The 17,620-nt window shown below is 52.0% G+C and carries 14 protein-coding genes; 6 read left to right on the top strand and 8 right to left on the bottom strand.

Annotation, left to right across the window (positions count from 1 at the left end):
* Window positions 1–21 precede the first annotated feature (21 nt).
* Window positions 22–384, top strand: coding sequence for a hypothetical protein (locus IPM58_12875; protein MBK9307945.1), 363 nt, complete (start codon window positions 22–24; stop codon window positions 382–384).
* 637 nt (window positions 385–1,021) lie between these two features.
* Here the strand turns inward: IPM58_12875 and IPM58_12870 are convergent.
* From IPM58_12870 to IPM58_12860, 3 genes are read right to left on the bottom strand one after another with little or no spacing between them, the layout of a single operon-like run.
* Window positions 1,022–1,645, bottom strand: coding sequence for a hemerythrin domain-containing protein (locus IPM58_12870; GenBank protein ID MBK9307944.1), 624 nt, complete (start codon window positions 1,643–1,645; stop codon window positions 1,022–1,024).
* A 20-nt stretch (window positions 1,646–1,665) separates the two neighbouring features.
* On the bottom strand, window positions 1,666–2,037 hold the full coding sequence (locus IPM58_12865) for a YtxH domain-containing protein (protein ID MBK9307943.1): 372 nt from the start codon (window positions 2,035–2,037) through the stop codon (window positions 1,666–1,668).
* A gap of 12 nt (window positions 2,038–2,049) precedes the next feature.
* Entirely contained in the window at window positions 2,050–2,544 is a 495-nt protein-coding gene (locus tag IPM58_12860) for a hypothetical protein (GenBank protein MBK9307942.1), read from the bottom strand.
* Window positions 2,545–2,905: 361 nt separating this feature from the next.
* Between IPM58_12860 and IPM58_12855 the strand changes: the two genes are divergently transcribed.
* The 3 genes from IPM58_12855 (at window position 2,906) to IPM58_12845 (ending at window position 4,401) form a co-directional block, all read left to right on the top strand.
* A complete protein-coding gene (locus IPM58_12855; protein MBK9307941.1) occupies window positions 2,906–3,124 on the top strand; it encodes a hypothetical protein in 219 nt (72 codons plus the stop codon).
* A 367-nt stretch (window positions 3,125–3,491) separates the two neighbouring features.
* Window positions 3,492–3,644, top strand: coding sequence for a DUF3309 domain-containing protein (locus tag IPM58_12850; protein MBK9307940.1), 153 nt, complete (start codon window positions 3,492–3,494; stop codon window positions 3,642–3,644).
* 244 nt (window positions 3,645–3,888) lie between these two features.
* Window positions 3,889–4,401 carry a hypothetical protein gene (locus IPM58_12845; GenBank protein MBK9307939.1) on the top strand — a complete coding sequence of 171 codons (513 nt, stop codon included), beginning with the start codon at window positions 3,889–3,891 and terminating at the stop codon, window positions 4,399–4,401.
* Window positions 4,402–4,595: 194 nt separating this feature from the next.
* Here IPM58_12845 and IPM58_12840 read toward each other — a convergent pair whose 3' ends face one another.
* Both IPM58_12840 and IPM58_12835 read right to left on the bottom strand, forming a co-directional pair.
* Entirely contained in the window at window positions 4,596–5,396 is an 801-nt protein-coding gene (locus tag IPM58_12840; GenBank protein ID MBK9307938.1) for an SDR family NAD(P)-dependent oxidoreductase, read from the bottom strand.
* Between the two features lie 286 nt (window positions 5,397–5,682).
* On the bottom strand, window positions 5,683–6,564 hold the full coding sequence (locus IPM58_12835; protein MBK9307937.1) for a hypothetical protein: 882 nt from the start codon (window positions 6,562–6,564) through the stop codon (window positions 5,683–5,685).
* 1,046 nt (window positions 6,565–7,610) lie between these two features.
* On the opposite strand from IPM58_12835, the gene IPM58_12830 reads away from it, so the two are divergent.
* Entirely contained in the window at window positions 7,611–8,408 is a 798-nt protein-coding gene (locus IPM58_12830) for a prohibitin family protein (protein ID MBK9307936.1), read from the top strand.
* 1,092 nt (window positions 8,409–9,500) lie between these two features.
* Here IPM58_12830 and IPM58_12825 read toward each other — a convergent pair.
* The 3 genes from IPM58_12825 to treZ form a co-directional block, all read right to left on the bottom strand.
* Window positions 9,501–10,625, bottom strand: coding sequence for a Gfo/Idh/MocA family oxidoreductase (locus IPM58_12825; protein MBK9307935.1), 1,125 nt, complete (start codon window positions 10,623–10,625; stop codon window positions 9,501–9,503).
* 94 nt (window positions 10,626–10,719) lie between these two features.
* Window positions 10,720–12,573, bottom strand: coding sequence for a 4-alpha-glucanotransferase (malQ, locus tag IPM58_12820; protein MBK9307934.1), 1,854 nt, complete (start codon window positions 12,571–12,573; stop codon window positions 10,720–10,722).
* A 9-nt stretch (window positions 12,574–12,582) separates the two neighbouring features.
* Entirely contained in the window at window positions 12,583–14,418 is a 1,836-nt protein-coding gene (treZ, locus tag IPM58_12815) for a malto-oligosyltrehalose trehalohydrolase (protein MBK9307933.1), read from the bottom strand.
* Window positions 14,419–14,818: 400 nt separating this feature from the next.
* Here treZ and treY point away from each other — a divergent pair, with 400 nt between their 5' ends.
* Window positions 14,819–17,470: a malto-oligosyltrehalose synthase gene (gene treY, locus IPM58_12810; GenBank protein ID MBK9307932.1), complete on the top strand. Its 2,652-nt coding sequence runs from the start codon at window positions 14,819–14,821 to the stop codon at window positions 17,468–17,470.
* The last annotated feature ends 150 nt before the right edge of the window (window positions 17,471–17,620 follow it).

Raw genomic sequence — 17,620 nt, 5'->3', positions numbered from 1 at the left:
TCAATGATGAGCTGTGCATCAGTGCCTCCAATAGACAAAAAATACTTCACCTCGCGGCTCTATGAACTCCCCTATGAGCGCGTGTTTAATGCCGTGCATTTTCGTGTGTCCGAATATCCAATGGGCGTAGGGGAAGCCGATCAAACGAAGGGACTTGTCCGGAGCCGCATTGGCGCTCCTACGCCAAGCCTCGATGCGACCGTTGGTTACCAGATTACCGTGGATGTATCGGAAGCTGGGAAACGAATACGCGTGACTCCGGAATGGCACATGAACATCTCATCCGAATCATCAAAGACTCAGCTGATTCCAATCGGGATTGATGAACGCCCGCAGCTCTACATTGAATTCTTTGAGGAACTCGACAAGTACTTCAAAAAATAGGACACGCTCAGAGACTTGAATAGCTTTAGTTTGGTCCCTCTCAGCTTCTTCTGTTGAGATGCTGCCATACCTGTTGCGAGGATCACCCACACATAGGCTTCAGAGGTTTTTCCCCCTGCGCTGGTTGCCGGTAGGTGGTGAAAGCTCGCGTAGAGTTCATCGCGGGCACAATTCCTGGCGCAGCAAAACCGATGGTAGCGCAAAAGGGATCGATGACTGTCAACAGCCTCACCGACCCCCTTCACTACCCGTTGTAAGACGCTTTATTTTGAGTTCGAACCAGAAGGAAACGTTTGGTCCCCAATGGTCACCTTCGGTGTTTCGTTTGCTGACCCTTTAATTTCACTTCCCCCCGTTTTGATATTGGGCATGTCTGCCGGTCCACCAAGAATTATCAGACCATTGACTCGACCCTCCACACCCGCTTTTTGGACATGTGGTTTAAGTGAGCCGTTAGGCTGAACGTCTTCATACACGCCTGCAAGACTTTTTGATTGGCCCTCCACGTCATTGCTAGTGAATTGCGCTGTACCCTTTATTGAAGGTCCCCAGGCAGAACAACCAGGGAACGAGATCATGCAATTGGCTATCACCATATATGTGCTGATGTCACGGGTGTTCATATTTTACTCATTCCTTATGCGGCTCGGCGAGCGTTGCGAGAAGATTTCATCATGCGTTCTTTGATCTTCATGGCTTCCTGTCCGAGTTTGTCCCAGTCGACATCGGTTTGCTCCGCCTGTGGGAACATCTCCCCTTCCTCTTCATCAACATGATGCTTCACCAGCTCGCTCAGCACCGTGAATTTCGCCTTATATTCCTCCGCCGATGGCTTCATTTTGCGAAGTTCCTTCATTAAGAACTTGACGACGTGGTGCTCCTCATTGGCCTCAGCGACCATATCTTTAGCATCTGTAGCCCTACGAATGGCCGGATACACCAGTTTTTCTTCAATCGTGCTGTGAATTTCCAGCGCGTTTAGCGCTTCGTCCACAATTCCCTTACATGAACGCCCATCCGCTTCTTCGAATGAGGTGAACAGTTGTTTTACCTTTCGATGATCTTCCTTCAGAAGCTCTAACACGTTCACTGATTCCTGTTCGGTCCTCTCATTGGTATTCATTGCGGATTTTTTTCGTGTGGCCATGTCGTATTTCCTTTTTGGTTGGTAAGGTTTGTTCGGTACCTGAGATTCTAAAGGACCCTTTGAGAGTTCCGCACTAGGACAAGGCAAAGACAGAACTTGACGTTGTTGTATCAAGATGGATGTTCATGATTGTCCTAACCCTTTGTCTGGCGATCTGCATCTTCTTGGGCATGCCTGGCAAATTCTTGAGCCGAACGGCCAGCATTTTTCACAGCCTCCTGCCCTTGTTGTGCAAATTCACTCGCCGACCGCCCCGCATCCTGGACGACCTCTTCGCCCTTGTTGTAATAATCTCTCCCCCGTTCCACGGCGGCATCCCAGGTTTCCTCAGCCTTATCCATCAAGTCGTCCGACGCACGAGAGGCATAGTCGCTCAGCATGCCGCGCAGCTCCGCACCCCGCTGTGGTGCTAATAACAGAGCGACCCCGCCTCCGATCAATGCGCCCGCTAGAAACCCAGACCACCCTGTTTCACTCGACGATTCACGATGTGTTCGGTTTGGCATGTTACTCCTCCTTCATTTTCCAATAGAAAGTAAGTGTAGAGAATTCGGCATCTGATTAGGGGACTCTTGTCCCTGATCGCTACAGTTTGTAGAGACGACATTTTTACTTGCCTCCACCTCCTGAACCACCCGATGAACCCGTCCCACCTGCTCCCATACCCCCAGAGGACCCCATGCTGCCCGATCCTGATCCCTTGCCTCCTGATGATCCCATCCCACTCGATGAACCGGAACCGCCGGGCGACCCCATACTTCCAGATCCAGTGCCTGCACCGCTTCCGCCCGATGAGCCCATTCCTCCAGAACCGGTTCCGCCAGGGCTGGTGCCACCCAAATTACCAGGCACAGACCCCATGCCTGGTCGACTTCCGTCTCCTGGACGACTGCCATCCCCTGGGATAATCGGATTGCCTCCGCTCGAATCCGCTGAGCGGCCCCCTTGAGTTGCATTTCCACCAGGCGCCGGTATGGTCGTACCTGGGCCTCCTTGCCCCATAGCTCCGCCACCCGGACTTCCCGACGAGCTGCCTCCACTCAGCTGGGCATGGACACCCACATCGCTTACCGACAGAATTCCTCCTACCATCGCTATACAGATGCCAAGATAGTTGATCCTCATGTGCTAGGCTCCTCTTGTTGGAATGTAATTACCTGTGTTTCTTGTATCAACAGATCGTAGCGAAGCTGGACGGCTTTCTATACTGGGAAAAGACATAGAATGAGGTCGCGAGATCTCAGGATGTAGTCTTTGATGGGTCTTCCGATCTAAACGGGCATTCCAAGGTGTCTTCCCAGGTCCACATCGGATCGTTCTCTGAGATGTTAAAAGAATATAGGTATACGAGCTAGCAGCAGATCCGAAGCCTCGATGAACGAACATCCCTCCGAATTGTCATCGGCCCATCACTATAAGGAACGTAAAATTGTGTTGACCCCGATTCAGCAAGTTGATGGAACCTGGGTCTGTCACTACGTCATTATTGAAACTGGACCAGATGCCGAGAGTATTCAACAAAACTATGTGTCCCGAGAGGCCGCCGCATCGGCCGCTCTTCAACTAGCAAAAAGTCTCATCGATTCCCGTTGACTGTTGATCGAACGAGACTGATATGCACGGTAAAACAGTCGCATCCTTGGAGGAAGGGTCATGATGCAGAAGAAATGTGCCCATCCGCAATGCACGTGTGTCGCTATAAACGGAACGACATTCTGTTCTGACGAATGTCGTACCGCCGACAAAGCGGCTCCTGTTTGCCGCTGCAAACATCAGGGCTGTGGAATTAGTTAGGTCAGCGAACGCTTCCTTCTTGAGCTCTATCAAAACGTCGTGCGCAGGCTCCGACGTATACGTGCACGGCTAGGGATGGATTCAGGAACGATGTTTTTGGATACCCGTCAGGATGACGCAGAACTACCTTGCAGTTCGAACCATCATCCAGAACAAACAGGGGCGCATGACGACCATTCTCTTGATTATCCTCATATTCATCCTAATTGGAGCACTGCCGAGCTGGTCCTATAGTGCAAATTGGAGCTATTACCCGAGCGCAGGACTGGGCCTTCTCGCATTTATTTTGGTGATAGTACTTCTGATGGGGCCTCAGTGATGGAACTGAAACCCCGTTCTGTTTCCATCGGCCAGCATGTCCGCTAGATCGAATGCCCTAGCTCAGATCTATGAGCATCCCTAGTTCAATGCACCTTCGCAATGTCATAGCTTAAGAAAGCAAGCCAAGAAAACGCTCTCCTTCATCAACGATGGAGAACCGACCTCGGGCCTTCTTCCTAACGTGGTAGACACTATGCTTGGGCTTGGTGCTTTTGGACTCATGCTGGTGGGAGGATAATCAAATGATTCAGCTTATGCTTCACGCCATTGTTTTCGTTTGTAGCGTTTTCTGGTGTTCGTCAGTATTAGCCGGAGACATCATCCTTCCGCAGGGGAATCGGAGCCTGCACGGGGCTGATGCAGCGGATCATGAACGACGGGAGGAGATTCGGAAGAATCGCCTAAAACAGCAAGGGCAAGCTGAAAATTATCGAGTCGAAGGAGAGATGCAAGGCGGAACCAAAGGACCTAAAACCGATCCTGCGGTAGGACATAACCGTCAGGACACCGGCATCGAAGATCCGAGTGTGAATCCTGGTCAGAGCGCGGGACTGAAAACCATCCGTGGCCGTATTGCCAAGTCCGAGGCGAATACCCTTCATATCGAACAAGAAAATGGAACGGAGATTGTACTGACAATTGACCCGCAGACAAGAGTGAATACGGAACTACATCCTGGCGACCGTATTACCGCGACGGTGACGAGCCAGGGACGAGCTGCAGTGGTGCAAAAGGAAGGTAAACCGAAACCCTAAATTCAATAATTACGTAAATCGATGCCACTTTATAGAATTCCTCTGCGGAAAGGGTTACGGGCAGGCTGTAATATAGTGGCCTGATTTTTCCTCATTCCCCCCCATAATTCATTCCTACCGCTCCATTCGATTTTCTTAATACCGCATCTTCTCATTCGTTAGCTGAGCCAACACCCTGTTATTCGATTAAAAGGTTACGCCGCCTTATTGCCCGATCCGGGCTCCGCCATCCGCCGATGGAGTTCCGCCAGCATATCTGAGGGAATTACGGCCGCCATCGCCGATTGCAATTTATTCTTCCAGCCCGTGACAATATCTCCATCGCCCCGCATCATCGCATCGTACCCCTGTTTCGCCACGTCAGCGGGATCGTCCTTCCCTTGTTGTCCATACTTCGTGTCCTGCATATCGGCTCTTTCGAAGAAGTCGGTCTCCGTCGCACCTGGCATCAGGCACGTAACAGTTACACCCGTATCCTTGAGCTCATGCCGCAATGCGAACGAAAACGAATCCAGAAAAGCCTTTGTCCCATTGTAAACAGCTTGAAAAGTTCCGGGCATAAATCCGGCGATAGAGCCGACGATCAAGATGCGGCCTTCCCGCCTGGCGCGCATCTCGCGTCCGATCTTCTGGAGCAGGTATATGGTTCCAGTGATGTTGGTATCGACGACGTGTCTCGCCTCTGTAAAATTCTGATCGAGAAATCCTTTGCCGAGTCCATGCCCTGCATTGGCCATCAAAACGTCGATGGGGCGGCCTTGGGCCGCCTGATAAAGCCGGTCCACGCCTTCGATTGTAGCCAAATCGACCTGAATGGCATTTACAAATACATCAAACTGCCTGAGCCGGTCGGCTGCATCATGGATGGCTGCCTCGTCCGCGGCAATCAGTAAATCGAAGCCAGCTTCCGCACAGCGCTTGGCCAGTTCATACCCAATACCGCTAGATGCCCCGGTCACGATCGCTAATGATCGCTGCTCTGTCGCTTTCTTCATACGTTCTCCTTTTCTAGAATGCTCCTGATGTTTCATCACTTCCTAAGCTTTCGCGCTAAGCAATTGCCCATTACAAATCTCGTGTAAAGATGAATACCCCAAAGGCTGCGTGAGGCATGATCTTCATCCCAACCTCATGACAGATTAGATTAGCGCGAAGGGTATGGCGTCTGATTTCCTTGATGGCCCATCTCGACCGATGAACATGCCGGTGATTTTGTCGGTTTTTATTCATGCAACATCCCCGGCCTTTGTATTCGTCATATCGTACCCTGAAGAACTCACTTCAAAAATGGATGGCCAGGCCTCCTACAAAATGACTTGCCTTATAATTTCCTTGAATTCCGGCGGTCGTGCCTTGAAGCTGAGTGAAATCGAACCCAGCATAGTTGAACTTATATTCGCCGAACACGGCGACATTCCGATGCACGAAATATTTCATGCCAGCCAGCGCATTGACCCCTACTTCTCCATTGTCGCCACTGCGCCCAAACTGATTGGAGGTTTCGGCGAAGAAGATCGCGGGTCCCGCACCCGCATAGACTTGTAAGGGACATCTCGCATTTTCCTCGGTGGCGGTTCTCTCTGCCTCATAATAGCGACGGTCATCTTTATCGTAACGTGTGGTACGACGGGTGCCATCGTATGCATCAGGATCATCTGCTCTACAGGCTAACCTTTTGCGTGCAATGACATTGAAGGCGAGAGTGGACACACGCAGGTACGTACCCGGCACACTATTTTGCTGTTGCAAGTGAGGGGTCGTATTGAACCCTTCTACTTCAAGGCCCAACCAATTCAATCGGCCTGGATGGAAGTACCCGATTTTCATTCCATAGATCACCGAGTTGGCGAGATCGAAACTGTCGAAGGTTTGGCCCGCGAGGCTTCCTCTTCCTTCCGGGTGTGAGAAACTGTGTCCTAGCGTGAAACCACCAAAGCCAGCCACGTAGAGCTCTCCTTCGTGTTTTCGTTCCACAAGACGTTCTTGCACTAGCACTCGCTCGGGTGGCACGCGGTCGTCGGCGATGGAACGTTGACGTGGGACAGAGGGGCCCAATTCCGGAGACCCCAGTTCTGCGTCAGTCGTGGTTTGCGCATATGACCCGGTGACACTCACCAAAACGCTGAGTGTGCCGCTGAGGATTAAACGCTTTATAGATTTCATACAACCCATCCTATGGTGAAAGATTTACTGACAGTGAATCGGACAATAGCAACACCTCGGATGCCTCACCACTGGGAAGAGCGATAGGAAGAAGACGCACATATCTTCATCGAGAGCGGCTTGGAATGTTCAGCTTTAGACTACTGCGCGGGGACCACAGGGATAAATGCAACGACGTGTTAGGTATCGCGAAGTAGTGAAGCAGTCGGTCTACCCATCGAGTGCCTTGCAACGGGTGGCGCATACAATCTGCGGGGAGATAAAGACCAAGTGGATCTAAATTAATCGGGGCATTATACGTCTGTGCCAAATCGGTCACATACTCTCTTAGCGTCCTAAGAATATAAATTGAGGTAATTCACGGAGAAGATTAAAACAATTCGTCCGACCTCACCAGCATGGTTTGCTTTATCAGACTGGTGAAATGCCTGAATGCCCGATGGTGTCGGCCGGAAATAGGCACCGTGGTCATCGCTAAATGGCCATCGTTCAACCACCATCCTAGGGAACAAGCGAGTGGTCTTCCTTTTCCCGTGGGGTAGAGTGCCAATAGATCTGCTAGTGGGCCTACTGCAGAAGGAAGTGCTCTGTGACAGTGTTCCCCAATCCGTTTCGGAAACCACTCCAACGGGTTCATGATCCAGTGGTGAAGATAGCCTGGCTATCTATTACGGTCGTGATTGGCATCCTAGTCTGCAGTTATGTCGTGACAAGACATTGGTACTAGGCCGCCTTGGGAATCGAAGTCACCTTACTTATTTATGCCTTAGGGGAATGAGAGTTTGCTGAAGCGGTCACTGCAAACTACACACTGCATTATTTTCTTTTTAGGCTATTTCCACCTTTCTGCAGACTCACCGGAGATGGACTCAGGCTCCTGCCGAAACTGATCCATGTTTTTCTCCTACCGGCCAAGGTTGAGAAGCAAATATATGACTCATCGGTTTGTGCTTCTCCATCGTACTGTCTCGGGCGTTTGCTAGTGTTCTCAGGATTATCTCCTCTTTAAAGTGGGCAATTATTATCGCTATTAATTAGGAGGTACAATGACTCGCGCAACATCGCTCTTGATTCTCGCAGCATTCCTTCTTATTACCACCGCGTGCTCCACCGTGCTACCGGGTGAGCGAGGCCTCATGTTCCGCTCATCGGGTCTTGATAAAGAACCACTCAAAGAAGGGTCGTACTGGAAGGCGCCGTGGAATGAGATCTATTTCTATAATGTGCGTTGGCAGACGTATGCAGAGAAAGTTGATGCCTGGAGCGCAGACGATGTGCAAGTGGATATCAAAGCCGCCATTGTGCTGAGGCCAATTCCAGAAGAAGTGTACTATTTAGCCCTGTCGGTAGGACGCCAATATTATTCGCAAATCGTCCAGCCGGAATTTGTCGCAGCGGTTCGTCAGGTCGTCGCGACATACCCCGCATTGATGGTAGGTGAGAAAAGTGCGGAAATTTCCCAGAAGGCGCAAACAGTGGTTCAGGAAAGACTCAAGGATAGGCACTTAGCGATTCAAAGCGTCACGATTGCAGACGTCGATCTCCCGAAACTTGTATTAACCGCTCTTGAACAAACGCAGGCCCAAAAACAGCAAAAAGAACAAAAGGAGTTTGAACTGCTGCTTGCGGGAAAGGATGCCGAAATTGCGCGGGCGCGCGCGGAAAGTCAGGCCAAAGTTCAGGAAACAATTAACCGGACGCTCACCCCGGAATACTTGCGTTACAAGTTATATGATAGTCAAACTTCCAAAATGGTAGTACTACCTGACAATCTCAAGTTGCCACTCGTCATAAATCCTGGAGAACAGCAATCCGCTCAACCCCAAAGTTTATCAGGCAAGTAAATGTTTGGACCGCCGTAGTTTCTGCATTAACAGGTAGTCTATACGGGTGTCAGTCAACATCTCCGAAGCGGTTGTGCCATGCATGAGCATGACACAACCGCTTCGGAAGCGTCCCCACATCCGTTAGTAATTCCTTAGAATCAAAAGACTGTCCCTTTCCCATCCCTAGGTCATGGAGTAAGTAGTCTTTTTGATTAGAGCTCATATTATGATAGACACAAACCGCTGTACCAGCTTTGGCATACTTTGCGGTTTGCGAGACTTATTTGCTTTGGCGTAGTCCAGGCATTGACTGCGATTCGTCAGTTCAAGCTTGCGGAAGATTTCTCGCAACTCAGACATGGTGCTAACCCGCGTTCAATTATCAATTCTGTCACCTATCCCGTAAGAATTGCTTCACAAACATGTTGGTGCAGAACGGCATGCAGCGAGAAGTTCGTAGCGTCTAATGAGAGACTAGAACCAAATGCTCCTCGCCAAACCCTTGGATGTAAGCTGGTTACTACAGAACGTTCCTCTCGAGATGCACACCCCCAGAAACCTTGGGAGAGTCTGAGAAAATAGCTCGCGCATAGCGGGCAAATGCACTGTGTCCGCCTTAGAGGCGTTGGCTACCTGAAGCGGCGGTGGAATAGGAAATCCAAAGCGCAATGGATTAACGTGGGGGCTTCAGTCATCAACTCGGGGCAGATGGCAGTAGTTTCTGATCCGAGAGCGAAGAATGATAGGCGATGTTGGCTCGAACTAATTAGGCTAGCGATCACATTGTGGCGGATAAGGACGAACATATTTATCAAGACTTATTTAATTAATGCCTTACTTAGGCGTTATGCAGTGTATACCACCTACTAGTAACTCCGTTAGTTTATGATCTATTCGTCAATGAATGCTTTTACACTTTAGACGCCAGCGGTTAATACTGGATACATCCACTCACTTTTGAAACGAAAGAAGGAGCGAGGATCATACTTGCACTGATGGCGCGATCGATGAGGAACTGGAAACGCTGCCCTCCTGGTTAAAAAAGAAATACCGACGCGAAGTGGCGAAACATGATTGCAATGAGTCAAGCCGGCTATTTTTTCCGTGCCACTAGAGCGCAGGCGATTGCACATGAATTAGTTTTGCCTTGGGGATCGGTGGCTTTTCCATAACGAGATCGGGTGAAGGCCAGTCTTTTTTCCCCGGCAATGTCAGCGGCACCGGACGGGCGCTTTTGGCTGAGCGATAGAGTGCCCGAATAATCATGACATCAATTAGACCTTCCATCCCGGAGGACTCGGGTTCTGTCTTCTTAAGAATGCAATTTGAAAAGTAGATCAGCTCCGGCGCGAATTGATCGCCGGCTTGATACTGATTCGATCGTTTTTTTCCGTTCAACACCACCTGTTGCTCCAAATGTCCTCCATACTCGAAGGCCGGGGACAACCGCACCCGTCCCTTTGTGCCGACCACCTCATACGAGGACGCATCTGCGGCTCCGAAACTGCAAATGAATGTCGCCAGCCTGTCACCAGGAAAGCGCAACCAGACGGCGACCATTTCATCGACTTCCCGAAACCGTCGATCAGTTCCCTTCACAAGACACGCATTCACTTCAATAGGGTTGTCCCGATACACATAACGGGCCGCATTCACGCAATATACACCGATATCGTACAGCGATCCCCCACCGAGTTGCGCCTTGGTCCGGATATCACCGGGACGTACCTGCATCGTAAACACAGACTGGAACAAACGTAGGTCGCCAAGTTTCCCAGATTGGGCCAGAGCCACAGTACGCATATTGGCTTTATCAAAATGCAGGCGATATGCGATCATGAGTTTGACATCGGCTTTCTCCGCCGCCTGGATCATTTTTCGACATTCTTGTTCGGTGACAGCCATGGGCTTTTCACAGAGGACATGAACCCCTGCCAGGGCGGCACGAACTGCATACTCGCAATGAAGACTATTGGGCAGCGCGATATAGACGGCATCGATTGCGCCTTCTTTCAAACATTTTTCGTATTGGCTATAGGACGCCTGATGCGTCACACCATATTGTCGCCCCAGATATTTAAGTTTGCGAGGATCATCCGAGATCAGTGCCTCGAGTTTGGAATTCTTAGCATGAGCAAAAGCCGGAAGTACCGAGGATTGTGCAATGTGCCCTAATCCGACGACCGCATATCGAATGGGAGCGGTTAATGAGCGGGGCTGATGGTTTCTTGCCATTTTGAGGTCCCTTTCTTAGCAATGCGTTTGACACCGTAACAGCACTCTCGAGAAATCGGCGCATAGTGAATTATCTAGGGCAGTATTCTCGCTTTCATGGTACTGCTGGTCGATTGCGCTGTAAGACCCTGGCAAGGGAACGCGGGAATGCCACTCGTTCGATTTCCTCAAGCGGAAGCGGTAGAGCCAACGACCAATTGGGATACGCGCCATCCGCTCCTGGCATATTCGGCCGCTCAGAGACCACGCAGGCCGCTTCCATCGTGGCCATCACAATGACGGACGGCGCAGCAGCCAATTGGTCGAAGGTTCGGATAGCAGCCGTTTCTACATCGACATGTGGATCCACTCCACTGGCTTGTACGATTTTCTGCCGTAATTCTTCCGATTGAGCCTTGTCCGGATTAAGCCCGCTTCGCAACTGGAGTTCAACATCCTGTCCGGTCCAGATGCCAGCCAGCGTCGGGAGATCATGCGTGGTAATCGCCGCCAACGCCTTCTCTGGATATTCCCTTGGTGCCACCTCTTCAAACCACAGCAGCCGATACGACAGCATATCGCACGCGGCCATCTGCTCACGCACCCCCTCCTCAACAGTGCCAAGATCTTCACCAACCACGATCGCACTTGCCCGCTGACTTTCCAACGCGATGATCCCCAACAGGTCATCGGCTCGATATCGTACATAGGCACCGTGTTTCGGTGTCTGTCCCGGTGGCACCCACCAGAGTCGGAACAGACCCATGACATGGTCGATACGCAGCCCGCCGGTATGTTTCATGACGGCACGGATCGTCTGAATGAATGGTTCATAGGCCGCTTGCCGAAGGCGGTGGGGTATGAAGGGCGGCAAGCCCCAGTTCTGTCCCTCTTTGTTGTATAAATCCGGAGGCGCTCCGATCGAACAATCAAGTGCCAGAAGATCCTGCCAGGCCCAAGCATCGGCACCATTGGGCGAAAAGCCGATGGGCAAGTCCTGGATCAACGCCACCGGCTCCGCGGCCTGCTTCAATTGGCAATCCAAAAGCCATTGCAGCCATTTGTGAAAACGCACGCGATCGGCATATTCCTGCACGAACCGCTGCACGCCCACTCCGTCCGGATGTCGATAGTCGGACGGCCATTGTCGCCAGTCAGTGCCATACTCTTCTACCAAGACGTTAAACACAGCGAATTGGTCGAGCGATGATCCGTGGTCTCGCTGAAATCGATCGAAATCCGCGTCGTCGCTAAACACAGCCCATAATTTATGCAGGGCGTCCAATTTGAATTGAAACACGCGATCGCGATTGATCGTGCGCTCGTCATTCAAGGCCTGAGCAGCGGCAGCATGCGGGCGTAGATCGGCTTGCACGCGCTCGATCCCGGGCACGTCGTCGATCCGGAGATAGAGTGGATTCCGGTAACGGCGGCTAGAAGGCGAATAGGGGCTTGCCTCCTGTGGCAGGAGAGGAAGTGCGGCATTCAGCGGATTAATGAGCAGCATTCCCGCGCCAAGAGACTCGGCCCATTTCCCAAGGCGGCGAAGATCGGCCAAGTCTCCGATCCCCCAGCTGGTTTTGCTTCGGGTGGCATACACCTGCGCGCTCCAGCCCCACGTTCTTAATCCTAAAGGAAGGTGACAGCGTCCCGGCGTCACAATCAGCTTCGTGGAGGAAGTCCGGCCAATCGGAACGAGCTCGTGGTAGCCGGTCGGCACGTTGGTTGGAAGGCGATCACATACCTCCATCACTGTACCGTCTTCCAGGTGCAACTCGGCCCGTCCGGAGAATCGCAACGATTTCCCCTCATGCACCACATTGACCGGCTCATCAAATAAAGACTCTGGCTTGGAAGGTGCGGATCCGATGGCTGATCGGATTGCTTCGATGGATTCGCGGGCGACTCGACGCTCCTTCCCATCCGCGCCTAGGTAGACGGCATCAATATCCCATGCATCACGGCTCATAGACCTTCTCTATGTCTGAAAGACGAGACACTCATAAGGCAACAATGTGTGATCAGAAGATGGAACAGCCCGCGCGCCATGATAGCGTTCCGCCTCGGAACTCCACCGCAATCCTCCTCGGCTCTCGTCCGGAATCAGCTGTTCTTCTCTGGTCAGGTTGAAGAGAGCTCGAAGGGACTGTTGTGGATCAGCACTCAGATCACCGCGGATGAGCTCCAATACGGGATTGGCGACGGGAAGCAAACGAGCCGTGCGGTGGACGTAGTTATGCAGGGCGGGCCATTCACGCCGCGCCCGCAGCAGATCTTGATACAATGTGCGAAGTCCTGATTGATGGGGGTCTGATTCCCAAGACCAGGTTAGCCGGGAGACCTCGAACGTTGACTCGGCCTGTGGATCCGGCACGTCGGCACCGTCCCTGTGAAACGCTTCGAATTCCCTCCGACGACCCAATCGAACACTTTCGATGAGTACTGGGTCATTGAAGGAACAGAAAAACGGGAACGGATGCGGCTCGCCGTACTCTTCCCCCATAAAGAGGAGTGGCAAATGCGGGGCCAAGAGCAACATGCTTGCCGCGAGGCGCCGTGCCGTGGGGGACAATAGCGTGCTCAGCCGATCGCCTGACGCACGATTGCCGATCTGATCATGATTCTGAATGCAGATTACGAAGCGATCTCCAGAAAGCCCCGCATTGACGGCGCCATGGCACCGATCACGTGATCGACTATAGCCTCCGTCCAGCACGAAGGTGTCAGTCAACGCTTTGACTATTTGAGAGGGTTGCCCATAGTCGGCATAATACCCGTGTTCTTCACCGGTGAGACAGGTGTGAATGGCATGATGAAAATCATCGCTCCACTGAGCGTCCACTCCATAACCACCTCGATCGGGTGACAGTAAGAGACGGATGTCATTGAGATCGCTTTCCGCCACAATATGCGCGATGTGACCCCGTGCCTTCGAGGCCGACTCAGCGGCGTCTTTGATATCCCGTAAAATGTGGCGGGCGCCAAGGTCGTAAATGGCGTGGACGGCATCCAATCGTAAGCCATCAATATGGTAGTCACGGATCCACATGCGCACATTGTCACACACGAACTCTCGCACCGGATCCGAGCCTCGGTCGTCATAATTGACTCCTGCTCCCCAAGGCGTTTGATAGCGTTCAGTGAAATACGGACCGAATTCGCTCAGATAGGCCCCTTCCGGTCCAATATGGTTGTAGACCACGTCGAGAAACACCGCGAGTCCGTGGCGGTGACACGCATCTACGAGACGGTGGAAGCCGTGCGGCCCACCATAGCTGTGCTGGGGGGCATAGGGATGCACGCCATCATATCCCCAATTGCGCGTACCGGAAAATTGTGCGACCGGCATAATCTCAATCGCGGTGACCCCCAGGTCACGCAATGAAGCAAGCCGGGGGATGACCGCATCAAATGTGCCTTCTGGCGTAAATGTGCCGACATGTAATTCATAGAACACGAGATCTTCGCGTGGGATACCCCCCCAGCCCGCGTCAGTCCACTGGAATTCATCCAGACGGAGCACCGCTGACGGCAGATTAACTCCATCTGGTTGCCAGCGGGAAGCCGGGTCCGGCCGTGGTGGACCGCTATTCAGATGATAGACGTAGCGTTGCCCGCTATGGATCTCCCCCTTCTCACAACTAAAGTATCCCCGCTCTTCGCGTGTCATGATGTATGTCTTCCAGCCATCTCCCTCCAGCAATTCCAGGTCTACGCGTTTCGCATTGGGAGCCCACACGCGCCAGAGGATCCTGCCATCCACTTGAGACACAGCCCCGCATTCGAGCTGACGTATTTCCTGCACGTCAGTCATAAAGACCCCTCACTTATAGTGATAGCCATATGCTCCGCATCGACTAAACTCCGTTGTGCGGGTGTGATAGGACGAGGCGTCATTCGACATGCCATTCGTTGATTTGCGGCACACATCCATACCAAAAGTGAATTCTAAGTCTCAACACCTGCCCTTGTTCTTTTTGCCATACCGCAGAACTTAATCCACTAGGACTATCCTTAGGATAACTATTGAGCGCTGAGCTGATTTAGCAGTAGGACAATTGGATGGAACGTTATCGAGAGATTTGTTCAACCGACTAGGGAAAGAACCAGCGTTTTTAGAAGGGTAATGATTCTATAGTACCATTCTGTTGTTTTCTGCTCGAGGAGCCAGAATACCTCGCTAACTCGCCATTGCTTGTTTAAAGAATAACTTCATGCCGGATCCCCTAGCCACCTATCGTCTTCAAATGCACGCTGGTTTTACGCTCAATGATGCGACTGCAATTGTGCCGTATCTCCGCGAACTCGGAGTCAGCCATTGCTACAGTTCCCCGATTCTCCAGGCTGCAAAAGGTAGTACGCATGGGTATGACGTTTTAGATCACACACGGGTGAATCACGAGTTAGGGGGAGAAGAGGCGTTCAAACGGTTTAATCAGGAATTGCGCACGCATCAATTAGGCCTTCTGCTGGATATTGTCCCCAACCATATGGCCATAGGGGGTCGAGAAAGTGTGTGGTGGTGGGATGTTTTAGAGAATGGTCAAGCGAGCCGCTATGCGCCTTATTTTGATGTGGAATGGCAGCCGCCCGAAAGCAAATTGCATCACATGGTAATGGTCCCCATACTCAGTGACCATTACGGACGTGTTCTGGACACGGGAGAGATCCACGTGGCACGCCACGGTGGATCGTTTACCATTCAGTACCACGATCATGTGCTTCCACTTGCTCCTCGCTCAATCGAATTCATCCTGAAACAAGCTGCAGATGTGGCTGCGTCTGACATGACGGCCTTCTTCGCCGATGCGCTCGAACAGCTCCCCTCTTCCAGGACCACCGACTGGGTCAGTCTTCGGCGGCGACATCGTGATAAAGGCATTCTGCTGGATCTCCTCGCCAGATTCTTACGCGAAGATGAAGCTGCGGCGTCGAGTGTTGATCGATGCATTGAACGCTTAAACCAGGACACGTCCGCTCTCCATGAGCTACTTGAGCGCCAAAACTACCGCCTCGCGTTTTGGCGAACGTCCTCCCAAGACCTCGGCTATCGCCGGTTTTTTGATATCAATACCCTGGTGGGTCTCCGGACAGAGGATGAGCGTGTCTTTGCGGATATTCATCAGCGGCTGTTTGATTGGTTGGCGCCGGACGGTCCCGTTGACGGCGTGCGAGTGGATCACCCAGATGGATTGCAAGATCCCCAGCAGTATCTGGAGCGGCTCCAAGCGCGTGTCTCCAGTGGTTGGATTGTGGTGGAAAAGATCCTGATTGACGAGGAGCAATTGCCAGAATCGTGGCCCGTGTCAGGCACCACGGGCTACGATTTTATGAACCTAGTCTTAGGCCTTTTTATGGATCCCAGCAGTGAGGAATCGCTTACCCGATTTTATGGGGAGTTCAGCGGAGAGACCCGGACGTTTGCCGAGGTACTTCGTGAGAAAAAGGATCACGTGCTCCGGCACGTGTTAGGCAGTGACTTAAATATTCTCACATCAATGTTGTGGGAGATTTGTGAGCAGCATACCCATCACCGGGATTACACTCGTCATGAGTTACACGAGGCCATTCGCGAGTATCTCGTCGAGTTCCCCGTCTATCGAGCGTATGTGCGCCCGCAAACGGGCGAGGTGAGTGAGCACGATCAACGCGTCGTGACACGGGCCTTCGCGAACGTCTCGGCACGACGCACAGATCTGGGACAGGATCTCTTACTCTTCATCCGAGACCTATTGCTCCTCATAATAACGGGAGAGCGAGAAGGCGACTTTGTCACACGCTTTCAGCAGATCACCGGCCCGGTTATGGCCAAAGGAGCTGAGGATACCGCCTTTTATTGTTATCACCGCTTTATAGCCCTGAACGAAGTGGGGGGTAATCCGGGACGTTTCGGCACCACGATCGATCAATTCCATCAGTGGTGCGAACATAGGCACTGGTACTGGCCCAAGACGATGCTCGGGACTTCCACTCACGATACGAAACGGAGTGAGGATGTGAGAGCCAGACTTGCGGCCCTTACTGAGATCCCTGCTCGCTGGATAACTCAGATCACGCAGTGGTCGCAACAGACCGCCAAGCATTGGGGTGCATATTCCCCAGATCGGAACTTCGAGTATTTCTTCTTCCAGACCCTCGTGGGTGCCTGGCCGCTGGAGAAAGAGCGAGCGCTCGCCTATGCTGAAAAAATCATCCGGGAAGCCAAACTGCACACCTCGTGGACGGCTCCGCAGAAAGAGTATGAACAAGCGATTCGAACTTATGTCACTAGGTTGTATGAAGATCCTCAGTTCATTGACGATCTCACTCAGTTCGCTGCCGGGTTAGAGCCCCAAGGACAGGTCACATCTCTGTCGCAGACCTTGCTAAAATTAACCGCTCCCGGAATTCCCGACCTGTATCAAGGCACGGAGTTATGGAGTTATAGCCTTGTGGATCCTGACAATCGCCGGCCAGTTGATTACGGGCTCCGAAAGACACTTCTACGAGACCTCGAGAAATTGTCGGCTGATGAAATCTGGCAGCGACGAAAAGAAGGGCTACCGAAGCTGTGGTTGATTCGTCAAGGCCTCCGACTTCGTCGCAACCGGCCCAAACCGTTCGGTCCTCATGGAGACTATCTTCCCCTGTACGCGGAGGGTGAGAAGGGGGCACATGTCGTCAGCTTTCTACGAGGCGGTGAGGTCGTTGCCATCGCGCCGAGACTATTTAGTCATCTAGGAGATGCTTGGGAAGACACCACCATATCATTGCCAGAGGGTCGTTGGCACCACGAACTGGATGGTCGCCATTTCGATGGAGGAAGGTGCTGGCTGCGGGAACTGTTGTCTAGTTTTCCTGTCGCGCTTTTGTCCAAACAGCAGTAGCATTTTTCTATGCTATTTTTGAAATGCCGTGAACGGTCATGCTCCTAATTTCATCTGTTCAATCTGAATCCATTGAGAATCGCCCAAGACCCCTTGCGATACGGTGCGGACTCTTTTCTGTTCATAAATAGTAAACACCGTGTCATTCCC

It is taken from the genome of Nitrospira sp. (assembly GCA_016715825.1).
Lineage (GTDB): Bacteria > Nitrospirota > Nitrospiria > Nitrospirales > Nitrospiraceae > Nitrospira_D.
This window is presented reverse-complemented; position numbering and strand designations above follow the sequence as displayed.

Bases quoted from the DNA above. Each gene is read 5' to 3' on its own strand.
- IPM58_12835 (MBK9307937.1), bottom strand. From the start codon at position 6,564: ATGAAATCTATAAAGCGTTTAATCCTCAGCGGCACACTCAGCGTTTTG.
- treZ (MBK9307933.1), bottom strand. From the start codon at position 14,418: ATGACTGACGTGCAGGAAATACGTCAGCTCGAATGCGGGGCTGTGTCT.
- treY (MBK9307932.1), top strand. From the start codon at position 14,819: ATGCCGGATCCCCTAGCCACCTATCGTCTTCAAATGCACGCTGGTTTT.
- IPM58_12825 (MBK9307935.1), bottom strand. From the start codon at position 10,625: ATGGCAAGAAACCATCAGCCCCGCTCATTAACCGCTCCCATTCGATAT.
- IPM58_12840 (MBK9307938.1), bottom strand. From the start codon at position 5,396: ATGAAGAAAGCGACAGAGCAGCGATCATTAGCGATCGTGACCGGGGCA.
- IPM58_12830 (MBK9307936.1), top strand. From the start codon at position 7,611: ATGACTCGCGCAACATCGCTCTTGATTCTCGCAGCATTCCTTCTTATT.
- IPM58_12850 (MBK9307940.1), top strand. From the start codon at position 3,492: ATGACGACCATTCTCTTGATTATCCTCATATTCATCCTAATTGGAGCA.
- IPM58_12855 (MBK9307941.1), top strand. From the start codon at position 2,906: ATGAACGAACATCCCTCCGAATTGTCATCGGCCCATCACTATAAGGAA.
- malQ (MBK9307934.1), bottom strand. From the start codon at position 12,573: ATGAGCCGTGATGCATGGGATATTGATGCCGTCTACCTAGGCGCGGAT.
- IPM58_12865 (MBK9307943.1), bottom strand. From the start codon at position 2,037: ATGCCAAACCGAACACATCGTGAATCGTCGAGTGAAACAGGGTGGTCT.
- IPM58_12845 (MBK9307939.1), top strand. From the start codon at position 3,889: ATGATTCAGCTTATGCTTCACGCCATTGTTTTCGTTTGTAGCGTTTTC.